The sequence below is a fragment of the Kitasatospora sp. NPDC001309 genome (assembly GCF_042896295.1).
Lineage (GTDB): Bacteria > Actinomycetota > Actinomycetes > Streptomycetales > Streptomycetaceae > Kitasatospora.
Genome location: NZ_JBIAXC010000034.1, coordinates 1 through 17,858 on the forward strand (window position 1 = coordinate 1; position 17,858 = coordinate 17,858).

The 17,858-nt window shown below is 74.7% G+C and carries 10 protein-coding genes; 7 read left to right on the top strand and 3 right to left on the bottom strand.

What is annotated here, in order from left to right; translation table 11 throughout:
- Window positions 1–240 precede the first annotated feature (240 nt).
- From ACFY2K_RS29100 to ACFY2K_RS29110, 3 genes are all read left to right on the top strand, one after another.
- On the top strand, window positions 241–1,047 hold the full coding sequence (locus ACFY2K_RS29100; protein WP_375885001.1) for an SAM-dependent methyltransferase: 807 nt from the start codon (window positions 241–243) through the stop codon (window positions 1,045–1,047).
- Between the two features lie 151 nt (window positions 1,048–1,198).
- On the top strand, window positions 1,199–3,319 hold the full coding sequence (locus ACFY2K_RS29105; RefSeq protein WP_375885004.1) for a putative bifunctional diguanylate cyclase/phosphodiesterase: 2,121 nt from the start codon (window positions 1,199–1,201) through the stop codon (window positions 3,317–3,319).
- Window positions 3,320–3,555: 236 nt separating this feature from the next.
- A complete protein-coding gene (locus ACFY2K_RS29110) occupies window positions 3,556–6,939 on the top strand; it encodes a hypothetical protein (RefSeq protein WP_387715369.1) in 3,384 nt (1,127 codons plus the stop codon).
- A 117-nt stretch (window positions 6,940–7,056) separates the two neighbouring features.
- Here ACFY2K_RS29110 and ribA read toward each other — a convergent pair whose 3' ends face one another.
- Entirely contained in the window at window positions 7,057–7,686 is a 630-nt protein-coding gene (gene ribA / locus ACFY2K_RS29115; RefSeq protein ID WP_380522589.1) for a GTP cyclohydrolase II, read from the bottom strand.
- A gap of 300 nt (window positions 7,687–7,986) precedes the next feature.
- Between ribA and gdhA the strand changes: the two genes are divergently transcribed.
- From gdhA to ACFY2K_RS29135, 4 genes are all read left to right on the top strand, one after another.
- The gene (gdhA, locus tag ACFY2K_RS29120; protein WP_380641934.1) at window positions 7,987–9,402 is read left to right on the top strand and encodes an NADP-specific glutamate dehydrogenase; all 1,416 of its coding nucleotides are present in this window, start codon (window positions 7,987–7,989) and stop codon (window positions 9,400–9,402) included.
- 109 nt (window positions 9,403–9,511) lie between these two features.
- Window positions 9,512–10,387 (top strand): GyrI-like domain-containing protein, encoded by an 876-nt coding sequence (locus tag ACFY2K_RS29125; protein ID WP_387715373.1) that lies wholly within the window; start codon window positions 9,512–9,514, stop codon window positions 10,385–10,387.
- A gap of 232 nt (window positions 10,388–10,619) precedes the next feature.
- The gene (locus ACFY2K_RS29130) at window positions 10,620–11,528 is read left to right on the top strand and encodes an NADP-dependent oxidoreductase (protein WP_387715376.1); all 909 of its coding nucleotides are present in this window, start codon (window positions 10,620–10,622) and stop codon (window positions 11,526–11,528) included.
- Between the two features lie 95 nt (window positions 11,529–11,623).
- The gene (locus ACFY2K_RS29135; protein WP_387715379.1) at window positions 11,624–12,403 is read left to right on the top strand and encodes a VOC family protein; all 780 of its coding nucleotides are present in this window, start codon (window positions 11,624–11,626) and stop codon (window positions 12,401–12,403) included.
- On the opposite strand, the gene lnt is transcribed toward ACFY2K_RS29135, so the two are convergent.
- Window positions 12,361–13,986, bottom strand: a complete 1,626-nt coding sequence (lnt, locus tag ACFY2K_RS29140; RefSeq protein ID WP_380594352.1) for an apolipoprotein N-acyltransferase — start codon at window positions 13,984–13,986, stop codon at window positions 12,361–12,363. The two genes, ACFY2K_RS29135 and lnt, sit on opposite strands and share 43 nt — an antisense overlap.
- 187 nt (window positions 13,987–14,173) lie before the next feature.
- A complete protein-coding gene (cobN, locus tag ACFY2K_RS29145; RefSeq protein WP_387715383.1) occupies window positions 14,174–17,812 on the bottom strand; it encodes a cobaltochelatase subunit CobN in 3,639 nt (1,212 codons plus the stop codon).
- Between the last annotated feature and the right edge of the window lie 46 nt (window positions 17,813–17,858).

Genomic DNA, 17,858 nt, shown 5'->3' on the forward strand with positions numbered 1-17,858 from the left:
CCGACCCCCGGCCCTACGTCTGGACCAAAACCGCTGACCAGATCCTCGAATCCCTCGCTGGATACATCCGACGGATCAAGGACTCAGGACACTAGGGAGAGCGCCGTCCGCGAGGAAGGGTGCAGTCCGCTTGCACCCGTTCGGGGTGCAAGGGAGGATCTTGTGTGCTTGTAGTCTCATCAGTCACGGCAGCACCTCCCGGCGCTGCGCCCCCGGATCCGGAGTGAAGGAGTCACAGGCATGCGGCGACCGAGCTGGGTACCGGAAGGTATGGACCTGGACAAACCGAACGCCGCGCGGGTCTACGACTACTACCTCGGGGGCTCCCACAACTTCGAGGTCGACCGGGAGATGGCCCGCCGGGCGATGGCCCTGTGGCCCGAACTGCCCCAGATCATGCGCTCCAACCGGGCCTTCCTGCGCCGCGCCGTGGCCTTCCTCGCCGAGCAGGGCATCAGCCGCTTCCTGGACATCGGCTCCGGCATCCCGACCTTCGGCGCCGTGCACGAGATCGCCCGGGCGATCCGCCCGGGGGCCGAGGTGGTCTACGTCGACCGCGACCCGGTCGCCGTCGCCCACAGCCGCCTGCTGCTGGAGGAGGACCCGCACAGCGCCGTCGTCCAGGCCGACCTGCGCGACATCGAGGACCTGCTGGACCGCCCCGAGGTGTCCGCCCTGCTGGCCGGCGACGAGCCGGTGGCCGTCCTGCTGGTGGCCGTCGCCCACTTCGTCAGCGACGACGAGGACCCCTGGAAGCTGATCGCCGCGGTCCGCGACCGCCTCCCCGCCGGCAGCGCGCTGGTCCTCTCGCACGCCTCCCTGGAGGCCCGCCCGGACCAGGCCGAGGACCACCAGAAGCTCTACCGGATGACCCCGACCCCGCTGACCATGCGCACCCGCGACCAGGTCACCGCGATGTTCGACGGCTTCGAGCTGGTCGAACCGGGCGTGGTGCACCTGCCGCAGTGGCGCCCCGACCAGCCGGGCACGGTCGGCGAGCACCCCGAGCGGATCGCCGGGGTGGCGGGCGTGGGGTTCCGCCCTTGAGCGGTCGCGCCGGGAGAGCAGCCGACGCCCGCACGCCCCGTGCGGCGGCCGCCGGACGCCCGGCCCTGCCCAGCGCCGCCGTGAGCCCCGCCGCTGTGACCCCCGACGCCCCGGCCTCCGCCGCGACGGGCAGCGCCGTCGGGACGCTCCGGTGAGCGGCGCGACCCCGCCGGGCGGCGACGCGGAGCGGTTCCACGAGGACTGGTCCCGGCTGCTCTCCGCCGACCACGGCATCGCCGTCCACCCCGGCCTGCTCGGCCGGCTGGTCGCGCGCACCGCCGCGCTGCTGCACCGGGCCCAGCAGAACGACCCCTTCGAGCCCCGGCTGGCCTCCCGGGCCGGTGCCGAACTGGTCGACGGGCACTTCACCGACCCGGTGCTGCTCGCCCGCGCCGTCGAACTGCTCCAGGCCCAGCCGCTCCACGACGGCCGCGGCCCCGCCCTCACCGGCGCCTTCGCGGCGGGCTGGGCGAACGCCCTGCGCGAGCGCACGCTGCGCGAGCAGGAGGCCATCCGCACCGCCGCCGACGCCGCCCGCAAGGAGGCCGAACGCGCGCTGCGCGCCTCCGAGGCCCGCTTCCGCGCCCTGTTCGAGAGCGCCGCGATCGGCATCGCGATCGGTGACACCGACGGCACCATCCTCGCGGTCAACAAGGCCGTGCAGGAGCTGTTCGGCGCCGGGCCGGGGGACATGGTCGGGCGCCGGGTCGACGACCTCGTCCACCCCGAGGACACCCCGGGCGTCTGGGAGGCGTACGAGGAGCTGATCAGCGGCAAGCGGGAGTACTTCCAGTTCGACAAGCCGTACTACCGGCAGGACGGCGAGGTGGTCTGGACCCACCTGACGGTCTCGCTGATCCGTGACGACGACGGGGTCCCGCAGTACCAGGTCGCGATGCTGGAGGACGTCACCGACCGCTACCGGCTCCAGGAGCGGCTGCGCCACCAGGCCACCCACGACCCGCTCACCGGCCTGCCCAACCGCGCCGCCTTCTTCGAGCGGTTGGAGAAGGTCTTCGACGAGCCGGAGCCGGGCGCCCGCTTCGGCCTCTGCTACGTCGACCTCGACGGCTTCAAGGTGGTCAACGACAGCCTCGGCCACGACATGGGCGACCAGCTGCTGTCCGCCGTCGCCGCCCGCCTCAAGGCCGCCCTCACCCCGCTCGGCCACCTGGTCGCCCGGCTCGGCGGCGACGAGTTCGTGGTGCTGCTGGAGAACTGCCGCGGCGAGCAGGAGGCGGTGGCCGCCGCCAAGACCGTGCTCAAGGCCCTGGCCGGGCCGGTGCTCATCGGTGACCACAAGCTCGCCGTCGGCGCCAGCGTCGGCGTGCTGGAGCGGAGGGTCTCCACCACCACCCCCGGCGCCGCCGTCCGGGCCGCCGACCTGACGCTGTACCGCGCCAAGGAGGCCGGCCGCGGCCGCTGGACGCTGTTCGACCCCAAGGAGAACGCCCGCGCGGTCAGCCGCTACGCGGTCTCGGTGCGGATGCCGGCCGCCCTCGACCGCGGCGAGTTCTTCATCGACTACCAGCCGCTCTACCGCCTCGCCGACGGCCGGATGGCCGCCGTGGAGGCGCTGGTGCGCTGGCGCCACCCGCAGCTCGGGGTGCTCGGCCCGGACGAGTTCGTCACCACCGCCGAGGAGACCGGGCTGATCATGCCGCTCGGCCGCTGGGTGCTGGAGCAGGCCTGCGGCCAGGCCGCGGACTGGATCAAGCACTACGGCGACGCCGCGCCGCAGCTGAACGTCAACTTGGCGGTGCGGCAGGCGCGCAGCGCCGCGCTGGTCACCGACCTCGGCCGGATCCTGGACGGCACCGGACTCGACCCGGCCCGGCTGCAGCTGGAGATCACCGAGTCGACGGTGGTCGGCCCCGAGGACGAGGCGCTGCGTACCCTGCACGGGCTGGTCGATCTCGGGGTGTCGCTGGCGGTGGACGACTTCGGCACCGGCTGGTCCAACCTCTCCTACCTGCGCGACCTGCCGGTCTCCGGGCTCAAGATCGCCGGGTCCTTCGTCGGCGACCTGCACGACCCGGCGAAGGACGGCGCCACCGGGTGGCGCATCGTCAGCGGCCTGGTGTCGATGGCGCACACACTCGGCCTGAACGTCACCGCCGAGGGCGTGGAGACCCGCAAGGACGCCGAGCGGCTGCGCGGGATGGGCTGCGACTGGGCGCAGGGCTGGCACTTCGGCCGCCCGGTGCGGCCCGAGGAGATCGCCCGCCGGATCGTCGAGGAGCCGGAGGGGCGCCCGGTAGAGGAGGGGTGAACCCGCCCGGGGAGGGGTGAACCCGCCCGGGGAGGGGTGGGCCCGGCAGCTCCCGGCTCGGCTCCCACCTCCGCGCGCACGGGTTCCGGAACCGTCTCGGAACCGATCCGGAAAGCGCCCTGCGGCCCTGCCCGGTATGCGGGATGATGGCGCGTCAAAATCACCACCCGGCACCGGTGCGCCCGTGGTCAACGCCTCCGCACCGGCCCCGGGGATCGGGGGAGGGGTACGCCGTGATGGGCGCAACGGAGGGCTCCGGTCCGGACGGTCCGGGCGGTCCGGGCGAGGGGGACGGGCGCCGGGGGCGGCCGGAGGAGTCGCCGCGGACCAGGGTCGACTGGGGCTCCCGGGAGCGGGGCACCCGGTTCCGGGGGTCGTGGGACCCGCGGCGCGGGCGGGGCGGAGCCCGGGACCGGGCCGCGGAGGAGGTCCGCCACGATCCGGAGGCCGCCACCCGGCGGACGCCCGGGCCCCGCCACGACCCGGAGGCCGCCACCGAGGTGCGCCGACCGCGCTCCGCGGCCGGCGGCCCGTCCTGGCAGGACAACATCGGCCCGGGGCCCGCGCCGGGCGGCGGACCCGCACCCGCACCCGCGGCCGGGCCCGCGCCCACGGGCGGCCCCTTCGAGGACGACTTCCCCGAGGCCTTGCTGGACCGCTTCACCCCGCTGGGCAGGGCGGGCGCCGGCGCGGAGGGCACCGTCTGGTACGTCCGGCGCACCGACGGCGGCGCCGACGCCGCGGTCAAGGTGGCCGTCGGCGGCCAGCGGATGGACCACGACCTGCTCGCCCACCTGCGCAACGACGGCTTCCGCCGGCACGTCCCGCACCTGATCGACTACGGGCGGGTCCGCCACCACGGCGTGCCGGTCGACTGGGTGGCGATGGAGTACCTGCCCGTCACCCTCTCCGCGCACGTCGCCGCGCTGCGCCGCGGCGGTGCCCACGCCGACCCGCGGACCACCGAGCAGATCGTCTACGAGCTGGTCTCGCTGCTGGAGTTCTGGCAGCGGCGGATCCAGCGCAACCCGCTGGACTTCAAGCCGGTCAACATCCTGGTGCGCCCCGGCCGCGGCCCCGGGGAGTTCGTGATCGCCGACTTCGGCGGCGTCGACCGGCTCACCGACAGCCGCCGGTTCACCTCCACGATGATGGTCACCGTCGCCTACATGGCCCCCGAGCAGCTGGCCGGCAAGAACCACGAGGCCGGGCCCTGGTGGGGGCTCGGCAACGTGCTGTACGAACTGTTCGTCGGCCGGCCCCGGTTCGTCGGGGCGGACGGCGAGCGGGCGGCCGACCACGACCTGGAGCTGGAACTCGTCATGGGCGAGGAGGTGGACCTCTCCGCCGTCTCCGACCGGCGTCAACTGCTCCTACTCCAGGGCCTGTTCACCAAGAAGCCGGAGGACCGCTGGACTGCTGCGGAGGTCCGCAGCTGGTTGGCCGGCGGCAGCCCGGCGGTGATCCGGCGCCGTCCGCAGGCCCTGCGGCCGATCACCTTCCTGGGCGACCCGTTCACCGACCCGGTCCGGCTCACCGAGGTGCTGCTGCGCAACTCCGGTGCGGCGGCGCGCTGGCTCGCGGCGGTCGGGGCGGAGCGGCTGCGCGACTGGCTGCGCGACGAGGTCAAGGACTCCGTGTTCGACCTCCACTACCTCACCGACGTGGTCCGCGCCCCCGGCTTCCGGCGCGAGGCGGTGGCCGGCGTCGCGGTGCTCGCCCTCGGCGCCGCCTTCGCACCGGGAGCCGTCCCGCACTACCGTGACCGGCCGGTCGACCCGGCCGGGCTGGAACGCGTCGCCACCGAGCCGGACGGCGCCGCGTTCATCGACGAACTGGTCCGCGGCGGTGCCCCGGCCGTCGCCGCGCGCTACCACTGCTTCCACCCCGAGTGCTCCGGCGAGCACTGCTCCCGGCTGCTCGCCCTCGCCGCGCTCCCGGACGTGCTCGCCGAGGTGGAGCGCACGGCCCGGACGGTCGGCGGCGGCCGGCGCGGTGACGGCGGCCTCAGCCCCGAGGAGCGGGAGGAGGCGCACCGGCTGGCGGTCTGGCTGAGCATCCGTCCGGAGGAGCGGTACCGGCTGCTCGGCCGGCTGTCCCCGCTGCCCGCCGCGCTGCACCGGTTGCCGCTGCCGGTACGGGTGTCGGAGCTGGCCGCGCTGGTCGCGTCGGCGGTGGTGGACGGGGCGCTGACGGTCGGCGCCGGGGCCCGTACGGCGGCGCGCTCGGCGGCCCGGCGGCCGGCGCCCGACCCGGCGGCGGCCACCCCGCGGGACGTGGTGCGGCGGCGCTGGTCGGCGCTGCGGCGGCGGGCGGTGGGCGCCGACCCGGACCAGGTCGCGGGGCGGGCGGCGCTGGTGGCCGCGGAGGCGGTGCGGCGGCGCGGCCGGGGCCGGGCGGAGCGGCCCGAACCGGAACCGGGGGCGCTGCGGGAGGGCGGTGCGCGGCCCGGGCGGGCGGCCCGGCTCTGGGCGGAGCGGCTGTGGGGGGAGCGGCGCCGGCGGCCGCCGGTGGACCGGGCGGCCCGGCTGCGGCTCTGGTGGCCGTACGCCCGCACCATGCTGCCGCGCCGGGTGGCGGCGGTGGCCCTGCTGGTGGTGGGCCTCGGGCTGCTGCTGTGGGCGGGAGCGGTGCTGCGCTACCCGGTCGAGGCCGGTCACGGGCTCGACCTCTCGCCGGACCTGTTCGGCGGGCCGCTGCACCTCGCCGGGCGGCAGGCGGCCGAGCAGGTGGTCGGGAAGCTGGGGGCGGCCTTCGTGGCGGCCGCCGTGCTCGCCTTCTTCCCGGCCCCGGTCGGCCTCGGTACGGCGCTGCTGGCCGGGGTGGGCGCGCTCGCGATCGGCTACCTGCGGCTCGGACCGCCGATGACGGCGGTGGAGGCGCCGCGGCCGGTGGCCGAGCGGGTGGTCATGTTCGAGGGCGGGATGGGGAGTTGGGCCGGGATCGCGGCGGTGGTGGCGGTCGTGGTGGCCGTGGTGCTGATCGAACGGGGGGCCAACCGGCTGCTGAGGCCCGCCCAGCGGGCCCGGCGGCAGGTGCGGGAGGCCTGGCGGGACCTCGACCGGCGGGCCGCGCGGGCCGCCCGGGTGGCGGGTTCCGGGACGGGTTCCGGGACGGGAGCGGGCGCGAGGGCGGGGACGGAGGCCGCCGGGGCGTGGCGGCCGGGCCGGGCCGGCACCTGGGACCGGCTGCGGTTCGCGCTCACCGGTACCGGGGTGCTGGTCCTGCTGCTGTGGGCGGCGGTCGAGGTGCGGCTCGCGGCCACCGGCCCGCACCGCACGCCGGAGTCCTGGGGCACGGGGCAGACCGGTGCGGCCTACCAGGCGGGGTTCGTCGTCCTGCTGGCCGCGGTGTCGTTGCTGAGCACCCTGGGCACGCTGGTCACCGCCCGGGTGCTGCTGGTCGGTTGGATCCTCGGCACCCTGTTCCTGGGCGCGTGGCCCGGGGCGCTGGGGCCGGTGGAGGCGCTGCGGATCCCGGTGTTCGAGGGGCTGTTCGGCGCGGTCGCGGGCTGGTGGGGGCACGGCGCCTTCTGGGCCGCGCTACTGGTGGCGCTGCCGCTGGCGGCGTACGGGGTGCTGCGGGCGGCGCGGGCCCGGGGGCGGGGCGGCGTCGGCTGACGGCCCCGTCCGGCCCGGGGGCGCGCCGTCCGGTTTGCCCCGCCCGGTTCGCAGCGTCCCGACCGCGCCGTCCGGGCTGTCCGGGCCGTGCCGACCCGCCCGCGCCGATCGCGGTGGTCAGCCGACCAGTCGGGAGAGCTCGATCGAGTGCCCGGTCCGCTCCACCTTCGCGGTCAGGTAGCGGACGTTGCTCGCGGACAGGTGGACGCCGGTCGGCACCCGACGGCGGACGGTGATCCCGAGCCCGGCCAACTGGGCGGCCTTGTCCGGGTTGTTGCTCAGCAGGTCGACGTCGTCGACGCCGAGCGCGGTGAGCATCTGGGCGGCCGCGGTGTAGTCCCGGCCGTCCTCGGGCAGGCCCAGCGCGGTGTTGGCGTCGTAGGTGTCCAGGCCGGAGTCCTGGAGGGCGTAGGCGTCCAGCTTGTTGTAGAGGCCGATGCCCCGGCCCTCCTGGCGGAGGTAGAGCAGGTAGCCGCCGGCCTCGCTGATCCGCTCCACCGATTCGCGCAGCTGCGGGCCGCAGTCGCAGCGGTCCGAGCCGAAGACGTCGCCGGTCAGGCACTCGGAGTGCAGCCGCACCAGGGGGGTTCCGCCGGCCGGGACGGTGCCGAGGGCGAGCGCGAGGTGTTCGGCGCCGTCGGCGAGGCCGTGGAAGGTGGAGACCTCCGCATCGGCGCGGTAGCCGTCCGGGAAGGTCAGCGGGATGCGCACGTGCGAGCGCACCGTGGCGGAGCCGGGCTGAGGCATGGTGGGGCCTCCGTCGATCGGGGGTGGACCGGGGTGAACCGCTCCGGATCCGGACGGATCAGGGCGGGTCGGATGTCGACCGTACTCGGTCGTTCCAATTTGAACAACTGCTTACTGCCGGTGACCGCGGCGACTACGGAGGCGAACAACACCCCGCCCGCCCCCGCTGTTCCCGTACGGCGGTCCAGCATGTGGAAGGGACGGGACCCGAGGCATGGACACTGCGACACTTCGTCCCGTTTCCTGGGCACGGGAACGCCTCGCGCACGACCACCGACGACCACGGAAGGTCCTGATCAGATGCCCACGAGCCGCGCCACCACTCCCTCCGCCGCCTCCGCCGCTCCCGCCGCCGACCGGCCCCGCCTCGACGCCGAGCAGCGCGCGATCGAATCGCTCTACGCGGACGTGGTCCGCCGCAACAAGGGCGAGACCGAGTTCCACCAGGCCGTCCACGAGGTGCTGGAGACCCTCGCCCCGGTGCTCGCCCACCGCCCCGAGCTCCTCGACGCCCGGATCATCGAGCGGATCTGCGAACCCGAGCGCCAGCTGATGTTCCGGGTGCCGTGGACGGACGACTCCGGCGACATCCACGTCAACCGCGGCTTCCGGGTCGAGTTCAGCAGCGCCCTCGGCCCGTACAAGGGCGGCCTGCGGTTCCACCCCTCGGTGAACCTCGGGATCGTCAAGTTCCTCGGCTTCGAGCAGATCTTCAAGAACGCGCTCACCGGGCTGGCGATCGGCGGCGGCAAGGGCGGCTCCGACTTCGACCCCAAGGGCCGTTCGGACGCCGAGATCATGCGGTTCTGCCAGTCCTTCATGACCGAGCTGCACCGGCACCTCGGCGAGCACACCGACGTGCCGGCCGGTGACATCGGCGTCGGCGGCCGGGAGATCGGCTACCTGTTCGGCCAGTACAAGCGGATCACCAACCGCTACGAGGCCGGCGTGCTGACCGGCAAGGGCCTCGGCTGGGGCGGCGCGCAGGTCCGCACCGAGGCCACCGGCTACGGCTGCGTCCTGTTCACCGCCGAGATGCTGGCCAGCCGCGGCGACGGCCTGGACGGGCGCCGGGTGCTCGTCTCCGGCTCCGGCAACGTGGCCGTGTACGCGATCGAGAAGGCCCAGCAGCTCGGCGCGACGGTGCTGACCTGCTCCGACTCCTCCGGCTACGTGGTGGACGAGAAGGGCATCGACCTCGACCTGCTCAAGGAGGTCAAGGAGGTCCGGCGCGGACGGATCTCCGAGTACGCCGAACTGCGCGGCAGCCACGTGCGGTTCGTCGAGGGCCCGGGCGTGTGGAGCGTGCCCGCCGACGTGGCGCTGCCCTGCGCCACCCAGAACGAGCTGACCGAGGCCGACGCGCTCGCCCTGGTCCGCAACGGGGTGCTGGCCGTCGCCGAGGGCGCCAACATGCCCACCACCCCCGAGGCGGTGCGGGTCTTCCAGGAGGCCGGGGTGGCCTTCGGGCCGGGCAAGGCGGCCAACGCGGGCGGCGTCGCGACCAGCGCGCTGGAGATGCAGCAGAACGCCTCCCGCGACTCCTGGACCTTCGAGCACACCGAGCAGCGGCTCGCCGGGATCATGAAGCACATCCACGACTCCTGCCACACCACCGCCGAGCGCTACGGGCACCCGGGCGACTACGTGGTGGGCGCGAACATCGCGGGCTTCGAACTGGTCGCGGACGCGATGCTGGCCCAGGGCCTGGTCTGAGGCCGGTCACCCGGCGATCGGTGCCCGACCGGAGCGGGCACCGATCGTCGGGTACGGCAAGGTGGGTCCTTCCTACGGTGGTGATCGGCAAGGGAAGGACGGGGCGGCAGTGCTGGAGCACCTGAACCGGGCGATGGAGCACATCGAACGGCGCCTGGACCAGGAGATCGACGTGGCCGAACTGGCGCGGATCGCGATGACGTCGGAGTACCACTTCCGGCGGCTGTTCTCGATGCTCGCCGGGATGCCGCTGTCGGAATACGTACGGCGCCGGCGGCTGACCGTCGCCGGGGCGGAGGTCCTCGACGGCGGGCGGACGCTGCTCGACATCGCGGTCAGCTACGGCTACACCTCGGGGGAGGCGTTCGCCCGGGCGTTCCGGGCGATGCACGGGGTCGGGCCCGGAGAGGCCCGGCGCGAGGGTGCGGCGCTCATCTCCCAACCCCGGATGTCCTTCCGACTCATCGTGGAGGGAAGCAGCAGCATGGAGTACCGGATCGTCGAGAAGCCGGACTTCCGGATCGTCGGGAAGAAGGCCCGGGTCCCCCTGATCTACCTGGGGGTCAACCCGCACATCGCCGAGTTCATCCGGGGGTTGGGCGCGGAGACCGTCGAGCGGATCACCGCCCTGACGGCGAAGAACCCGCTCGGCATCGTGTCGGTGACGGACGACTTCTCGCCCAACCGGGAGGAGGGCTCCGAACTCGACTACTGGCACGCGGTGGTGGCGCGTGAGGACGCCGTCGTCCCGGACGACCTGGACGTCCTGCACGTCCCGGCCGGGACCTGGGCGGTGTTCACCAACCGCGGGCCGTTCCCGCAGGCCCTCCAGGAGATGTGGGGGGACACCTACAGCCAGTGGTTCCCCTCCAACCCGTACGAGACCCGGCCGGGTCCGGAGATCCTCCGGACCAGCTTCGTCCCGGGGACGGGCGACGCGGAGGCGGAGCTCTGGCTCCCGGTGATGCGGGCGGTGCGGGGCTGACGGTCGGCAGGTGGCGGCTGACGGGTAACGGCCGACAGCCGACAGCTAACAGATGACAGAAAACAGATGACAGCTGACGGATAACAGATGTTGAAATCTGTCATCCGTCAGCTGTCTTTTGTTCGTCCGCCCCCGTTCGGCCCACCAGCGCCCGCCCCCGCCCCGCTGCGCCCCCCATGCTGGGGCGGGGGAGCAGGTGCCGCAGGGCGCTACCCGAGGAGTGGGATCACCGATGGCCAAGGCGTTCGGCTTCATCGACTACGGCGGACCGGAGACGCAGGAGTTCCTCGACCGCCCGGTGCTCGACCCCGGCCCGGGGCAACTGGCGGTCACCGTTCGGGCCGCCGGGGTCAACCCCGTGGACTGGAAGATCCGCCGGGGCTTCCTCGGCCGCGAGCGCCAACTCCCCGCCGTGATGGGCCAGGAGGCCTCCGGAGTGGTGCAGCGGATCGGTCCCGGGGTCACCGGCTTCACCCCCGGCGACGAGGTGTTCGGCCTCGTCGCCGCCGGCGCCTTCGCCGAACAGACCCTGCTGCGGGCCGAGTTGAGCGCCCTCAAGCCCGAGGGCGTCGGCTTCGACCTGGCCGCCACGCTCGGCGTCTCGGTCGCCACCGCCGATGACGCGCTGCGCCAACTCGCCCTCGGCGCCGGGCGTACGCTGCTGATCCTCGGGATCGCCGGCGGCGTCGGCAGTGCCGCTGCCCAGATCGCCCGCAGTCGGGGCCTGGTCGTGCTCGGCACCGCGAGCGATGCCAACCGGTCGTACGTGGAGTCCCTCGGCGCGACGCAGATCCGCTACGGCGACGGCGTCGCCGAGCGGATCGCCGAGGCCGCCCCCGACGGTGTCGACGGCATCCTCGACCTGGTCGGCGGCGACGCCCTACGGGCGGTGGCCGGAGTCCGGACCGACCGGACCGAGCTGGTCAGCACCGCCGACCCGGCCACCGCCGCCGAGCTCGGCGGCGCTTACGTCACCCGCTCGACCAGCTCCGAAACCCTGGCCGCCCTCGCCGCCCTGGTCGCCGCCGGCGACCTCGACCCCCAGGTCACCGGCCGCTACCCGTTCGGCCGCGCCGGCGAGGCGCTCGCCGAGGTCGAGTCCGGGCACACGCGCGGCAAGGTGGTGCTCGAAGTCTCCTGAGAGAGCAGAGCTTTGATGGCCAGTCAGGTCAAGGCGCCGCAACACAGCCCGAGCGTCCCCGAGAGCCGAGAACCGAGAGTCAAGGGCCGAGAGCCATGAAGCAGACCTCCGTCACCACCGATGCCCCCTGCTGGGTCGAGCTGGGCACCGACGACCCGGCCGCCGCCCGGGTCTTCTACGCCGAACTGTTCGGCTGGCGCCCCGAGAGCGGTGTCCGCCCCGAGGACGACGGCTACACCCAGATGTTCCTGGGCGAGGCCGCGGCCGCCGCCGTCACCCCGCGCTACGCCCCGCAGCAGCCGGTGGCCTGGACGGTCGCCATCGCGGTCGCCGACGCCGACGCCACCGCGGCGAGGGCCGAGGCGGCCGGCGGCAAGGTCCGCAAGGAGCCCACCGACGTGACGGACCTGGGCCGCTTCTCGGTGGTCGCCGACCCGTCCGGCGCCGTCCTCATCCTCTGGCAGGCCCGGGCCTTCGCGGGCGCCGGGGTGTTCAACGAGCCGGGCTCGCTGGGCTGGGTGGAACTGGCGACCCGGGACGCGGCCGGGGCGCGGGCCTTCTACCCGGAGGTCTTCGGCTGGTCCGTCGCGCCGTCCGAGCACTACACCCAGTGGGGCCTGGACGGTCAGGACTTCGGCGGCATGGTGGTGATGGACGACGGCTTCCCGCCGCAGGTGGCGCCGCACTGGCTGCCGTACTTCTCGGTCGCCGACGTGGACAACACCGTCGGCCGGGCGGTCGCGATGGGCGCGGACGTGCTGATGCCCGCCTATTCCATGCCGGGACGGCGGATCGCCGTCCTGCGCGACGCCCAGGGCGCCCCGTTCGGCGTCTACACCGACGGCGAGGCCGGGGACGGCGGCGGGGGGCCCTGAACGGCCGGTCCTCCCGTCCGCCGACGGGCGGAGCGCGAACGCAGGTCGGCCGCTCCCGCGCCCGCCGTGACGAGCAGCGCGCCCAGCGGCACCACGTCGCCGATCCGGTCGTACCAGGTCAGCGTCCCGGGCGCGGTGAGCGGCAGCCGTACGGTCAGCGCGCCGGTGGAGTCGGTGCCGAGCCGGGCGAGCTGCCGGCCCTGGGCGTCGAAGGCGGCCGAGACACCGGTCAGCGAGGCCTGGACGGCGGGCCGCCCGGTCTCGGCGGCCCGGATCGCGGCCAGCGAGACGTGCTGTTCGGGTGCCCAGGTGTGCTGGAAGGTCGAGGTGGAGGACTGGTAGACCAGCACCCGGGCGCCGTCCCGGGCGGCGGTGCGCGCCATGTCCGGGAAGGCCGACTCGAAGCAGATCAGCGCGCCGACCGGCAGCGGCCGGCCCGCCCGGTCGGTGGCGGGCAGTACGTGGAAGGCCGTGCCGGGGGCCCGGTTCTCGCCCGCGGCCCGGCTGACCCCGGCGATCCAGCCGAGGACGGGCCGCAGCGGGATGTACTCGCCGAAGGGCACCAGCCGGATCTTCCGGTAGCGGTCGACCACCCCCGCGGGGGAGACCAGCACCGCGTCCTTGGAGATCCGCCCGTCCGCCTTGCGGGCGTCCTCCCCGGCCATCACCTCGGCGCCGGTGGTGGCGGCGAGCCGGCGCAGCGCGTCCAGGGCGGCCGGGTCGCGGTCGAGGTCGGCGGTGGTGCTGCTCTCGCCCCACACCACCAGGTCGACCGGCCGCCCGACCAGGTCGGCGGTGGCCCGGACGCTCGCGTCGAAGCGGGCCTGCGGGTCCTCGACGACGCCGGGCTGGACGAGCGCCACGGTGACCGCCCCGGCCCCGACCGGTGCCGGGCGCAGCGCGAACAGCAGTGGTCCGGCGGCCAGCACCAGGACGGTGACCAGCGCCGCGACCGCCCGGGGCCGCCGGGGCACCGCCGTCAGGATGATCAGTACTCCGGTGTTGACGGCCGCCACCGCGGCGCTGACCAGCCAGATCCCGCCCGCCGAGGCGAGTCCGAGGACCGCCGGGTGCTGCCACTGGGTGGCGCCGAGCAGTGCCCACGGTCCGCCGAGCGCGTGCCAGGACCGCGCGTACTCGGTGCCCACCCAGACCGCGGGGACGACCAGCAGGGCGAGCAGTGCCCGGCGGGTGGTCGTCGGCGGGCGCAGCAGGCGGTGCACCGCGTACCCGACCGGCGCCTGCAGGGCCCCGAACAGCACGGCGAGTACGGGCAGCGCCGGTCCGACGGAGGGGACCAGCCAGTACATCGCGGTGAGGATGAAGCCCGCCCCGAACCACCACCCGCGCACCGCCGCCTCCCGCCCCGACGGTGCCCGTTGGGCGAGCAGCAGCCCGGGGACGAGCGCGACCCAGGCGAGCCAGGCCTGGCCGGGGGTCGGGAACGCGACCACCGGTACGGCTCCGGCCGCCAGTGCGGCGAGCCGCGCCCGGTAGCGGTGGCGGTGCGGTGCGTGCGGCTCCCGGGCGTCGGTCGGGGCCGTGCTCGGGACTGGGCCGGCGGTGCCGGTGCGGCGCGACATGCCCCGTATTGTCCGCTCGGGTGACGGCCGGTGCCAGATGGCGGTACGCGTGGTTGACGCCGGTCCTCGGAACGGTGCAGGTCGTTGGAACGAGCCGTTGGAACAAGCGGACGGATTCCCGTGACCGAACCGCGGCCGGCCGCCCTCCCCGAGGGAGCGCGGCCGGCCGCCGTACGGTCGGAGGGCGTCAGCCCTCGTCGCCCTCCAGGTCGCCCTCGGTCTCCAGGAACGCGGCCTGCAGCTGCTCGATCAGCTGCGGGTCCGGCTGCTCCCACAGGCCGCGGCTCGCCGCCTCCAGCAGGCGCTCGCTGATGCCGTGCAGCGCCCACGGGTTGGCGCCCGCCAGGAACTCGCGGTTGACCGGGTCGAGGACGTACTCCTGGGTGAGCTTCTCGTACATCCAGTCCGCGACCACGCCCGTGGTGGCGTCGTAGCCGAACAGGTAGTCGACCGTCGCGGCCATCTCGAAGGCGCCCTTGTAGCCGTGGCGCCGCATCGCCTCGATCCAGCGCGGGTTGACCACCCGGGCGCGGAAGACGCGGGCGGCCTCCTCGGTCAGGGTGCGGGTGCGGACCGTCTCCGGGCGGGTCGAGTCGCCGATGTAGGCGGTCGGGGCCTTGCCGGTGAGGGCGCGCACGGTGGCCACCATGCCGCCGTGGTACTGGAAGTAGTCGTCCGAGTCGGCGATGTCGTGCTCGCGGGTGTCGGTGTTCTTCGCGGCGACGGTGATCCGCTTGTACGCGGTCTCCATCTCCTCGCGCGCCGGGCGCCCGTCCAGGCCGCGGCCGTACGCGTAGCCGCCCCAGACGGTGTAGACCTCGGCGAGGTCGGCGTCGGTGCGCCAGTCCCGGCTGTCGATCAGCTGGAGCAGGCCCGCGCCGTAGGTGCCCGGGCGGGAGCCGAAGACGCGGACGGTGGCCTTGCGCTCGTCGCCGTGCACGGCGAGGTCGGCCTGGACGTGGGCGCGCACGAAGTTGTCGGCCTCGGGCTCCTCCTGGGCGGCGGCCAGGCGCACCGCGTCGTCCAGCAGGGCGACCACGTGCGGGAAGGCGTCCCGGAAGAAGCCGGAGATGCGCAGCGTGACGTCGATGCGCGGGCGGCCGAGCTCGTCGAGCGGGATCGGCTCCAGGCCGGTGACCCGGCGCGAGGCGTCGTCCCAGACCGGGCGGACGCCGAGCAGGGCGAAGGCCTCGGCGATGTCGTCGCCGGCGGTGCGCATCGCGCTGGTGCCCCAGAGCGAGAGTCCGACCGAGGGCGGGTAGGCGCCGTCGTTGTCGGCGGTGTACCGCTCGACCAGGGAGGAGGCGAGCGCCTGGCCGGTCTCCCAGGCGAGCTTGCTGGGGACGGCCTTCGGGTCGACGGAGTAGAAGTTGCGGCCGGTCGGCAGCACGTTGACCAGGCCGCGCAGCGGCGAGCCGGACGGGCCGGCCGGGACGAAGCCGCCGTGGAGCGCGTGCAGCACGGCGTCCAGCTCGTCGGTGGTGGCGGCCAGTCGCGGCACCACCTGGGTGGCGGCGAAGGTCAGCACCTCGCCGACGGCCCCGCGGACGCCCTCGGGCAGTTCGGCGGCGACCTTCTCCACCGCCTCGGGCGCCCAGTCCTGGGCCTCCATCGCCTCGACCAGGGCGCGGGCCTGCGCCTCGGCCGCGTCGGTGGCGCCGAGGGTGAGGGCCGCCTCGTCCAGGCCGAGTGCCTCGCGCAGGCCGGGCAGCGCGCTGACGCCGCCCCAGATCTGCCGGGCGCGCAGGATGGCGAGCACGATGTTGACCCGGTCGGTGCCGGCCGGGGCCTGGCCGAGGACGTGCAGGCCGTCGCGGATCTGGGCGTCCTTGACCTCGCACAGCCAGCCGTCGACGTGCAGCAGGAAGTCGTCGAAGCCGTCGTCCTCGGGGCGCTCGTCCAGGCCGAGGTCGTGGTCCAGCTTGGCGGCCTGGATCAGGGTCCAGATCTGGGCGCGGATCGCGGGCAGCTTGGCCGGGTCCATCGCGGCGATGTTGGAGTGCTCGTCGAGCAGCTGCTCCAGCCGCGCGATGTCGCCGTAGGAGTCGGCGCGGGCCATCGGCGGGACGAGGTGGTCGACCAGGGTGGCGTGGGCGCGGCGCTTGGCCTGGGTGCCCTCGCCCGGGTCGTTGACCAGGAAGGGGTAGATCAGCGGGAGGTCGCCGAGGACGGCGTCCGGGCCGCACTCGGCGGACAGCGCGGCGGTCTTGCCGGGCAGCCACTCCAGGTTGCCGTGCTTGCCGAGGTGGATGACGGCGTCGGCGCCGAAGCCGCCGTCCTCCTGGGCGGCCTGGATCCAGCGGTAGGCGGCCAGGTAGTGGTGGCTCGGCGGGAGGTCCGGGTCGTGGTAGATCGCGACCGGGTTCTCGCCGAAGCCGCGCGGCGGCTGGATGAGCACCAGCAGGTTCCCGGAGCGGATCGCGGCGAGCACGATGTCGCCGTCCGGGTTCTGCGAGCGGTCCACGTACAGCTCGCCGGGGGCCGGTCCCCAGTGCTGCTCGACCTGCTCGCGCAGGCCCTGGGGGAGGGTGGCGTACCAGCGGCGGTAGTCGGCGGCGGGGATGCGGACCGGGTTGCGGGCCAGCTGGTCCTCGGTGAGCCAGTCCTGGTCGTAGCCGCCGGCCGCGATCAGGGCGTGGATCAGGGCGTCGCCCTCGTGGGAGGCGTCCTCGCCGCCGTCGGCGGGGGCGTTGAAGCCGGGCAGGTCGGAGCCGAGGTCCATGCCGTCCGCGCGCAGCCGCTCCAGCAGGCGCATCGCGCTGGCCGGGGTGTCCAGGCCGACGGCGTTGCCGACCCGGGAGTGCTTGGTCGGGTAGGCGGACAGCACCAGCGCGAGGCGGCGCTCGGCGGCCGGGACGTGCCGCAGCCGGGCGTGCTTGACGGCCGTGCCGGCGACGCGGGCGGCGCGCTCCGGGTCGGCGGCGTAGACGGTCAGGCCGTCCTCGTCCAGCTCCTTGAAGGAGAACGGGACGCTGATCAGCCGGCCGTCGAACTCGGGCACGGCGATCTGTGTGGCGGTGTCCAGCGGGGACAGGCCGTCGTCGCTGGCCTCCCACTGGGCGCGCGACCAGGTGAGGCAGAGCGCCTGGAGGATCGGGCGGTCGAGGGCGGCGAGCGCTCCGGCGTCCCAGGCCTCCTCGTCCCCGCCGGCCTGGGCGTCGGCCGGGCGGGTGCCGCCGGCGGCGAGCACGGTGGTGACGATCGCGTCGGCCTCGCCGAGCGCGGCCAGCAGCTCGGGCTCGGCGCCGCGCAGCGAGGCGCAGTAGTAGGCCCTGGCCCGGGCGCCCTGGTCCTCGATCGCCCGGCAGAGGGTCTCCACGAAGGCGGTGTTGCCGCTCATGTGGTGGGCGCGGTAGTAGAGCACCGCGATGGTCGGGCCGCTCTCCGTACGGGCTTCGCGCTCCAGCGGGCCCCAGGCCGGGGCGGAGGCGGGCGGGGCGAAGCCGTGGCCGGTGAGCAGCACGGTGTCGGAGAGGAAGGCGCCGAGCTCGGCCAGGTTGGCCGCGCCGCCGTGGGCCAGGTAGGCGTGCGCCTCGGCGGCGATGCCGGCCGGGACGGTGGAGAGCTCCATCAGCTGGGCGTCGGGGGCCTGCTCACCGGTCAGCACGACCACCGGGCGGGGGCCGGCCAGCAGCGCGTCCAGGCCCTCCTGCCAGGCGCGGCGACCGCCGAGCAGGCGGACCACGACCAGGTCGGTGCCCTCCAGCAGCGCGGGCAGGTCCTCGGGGGTCAGCCGGGCCGGGTTGCCGAGCCGGTACGGGACCGGTCCGGTGGCGGCTCGGGCGCTGAGCAGGTCGGTGTCGGACGTGGACAGCAGCAGGATCATGCGAAGGACCTCCCGGCCTCTTCGGTGGCCAGGATGGCCGCGGTGG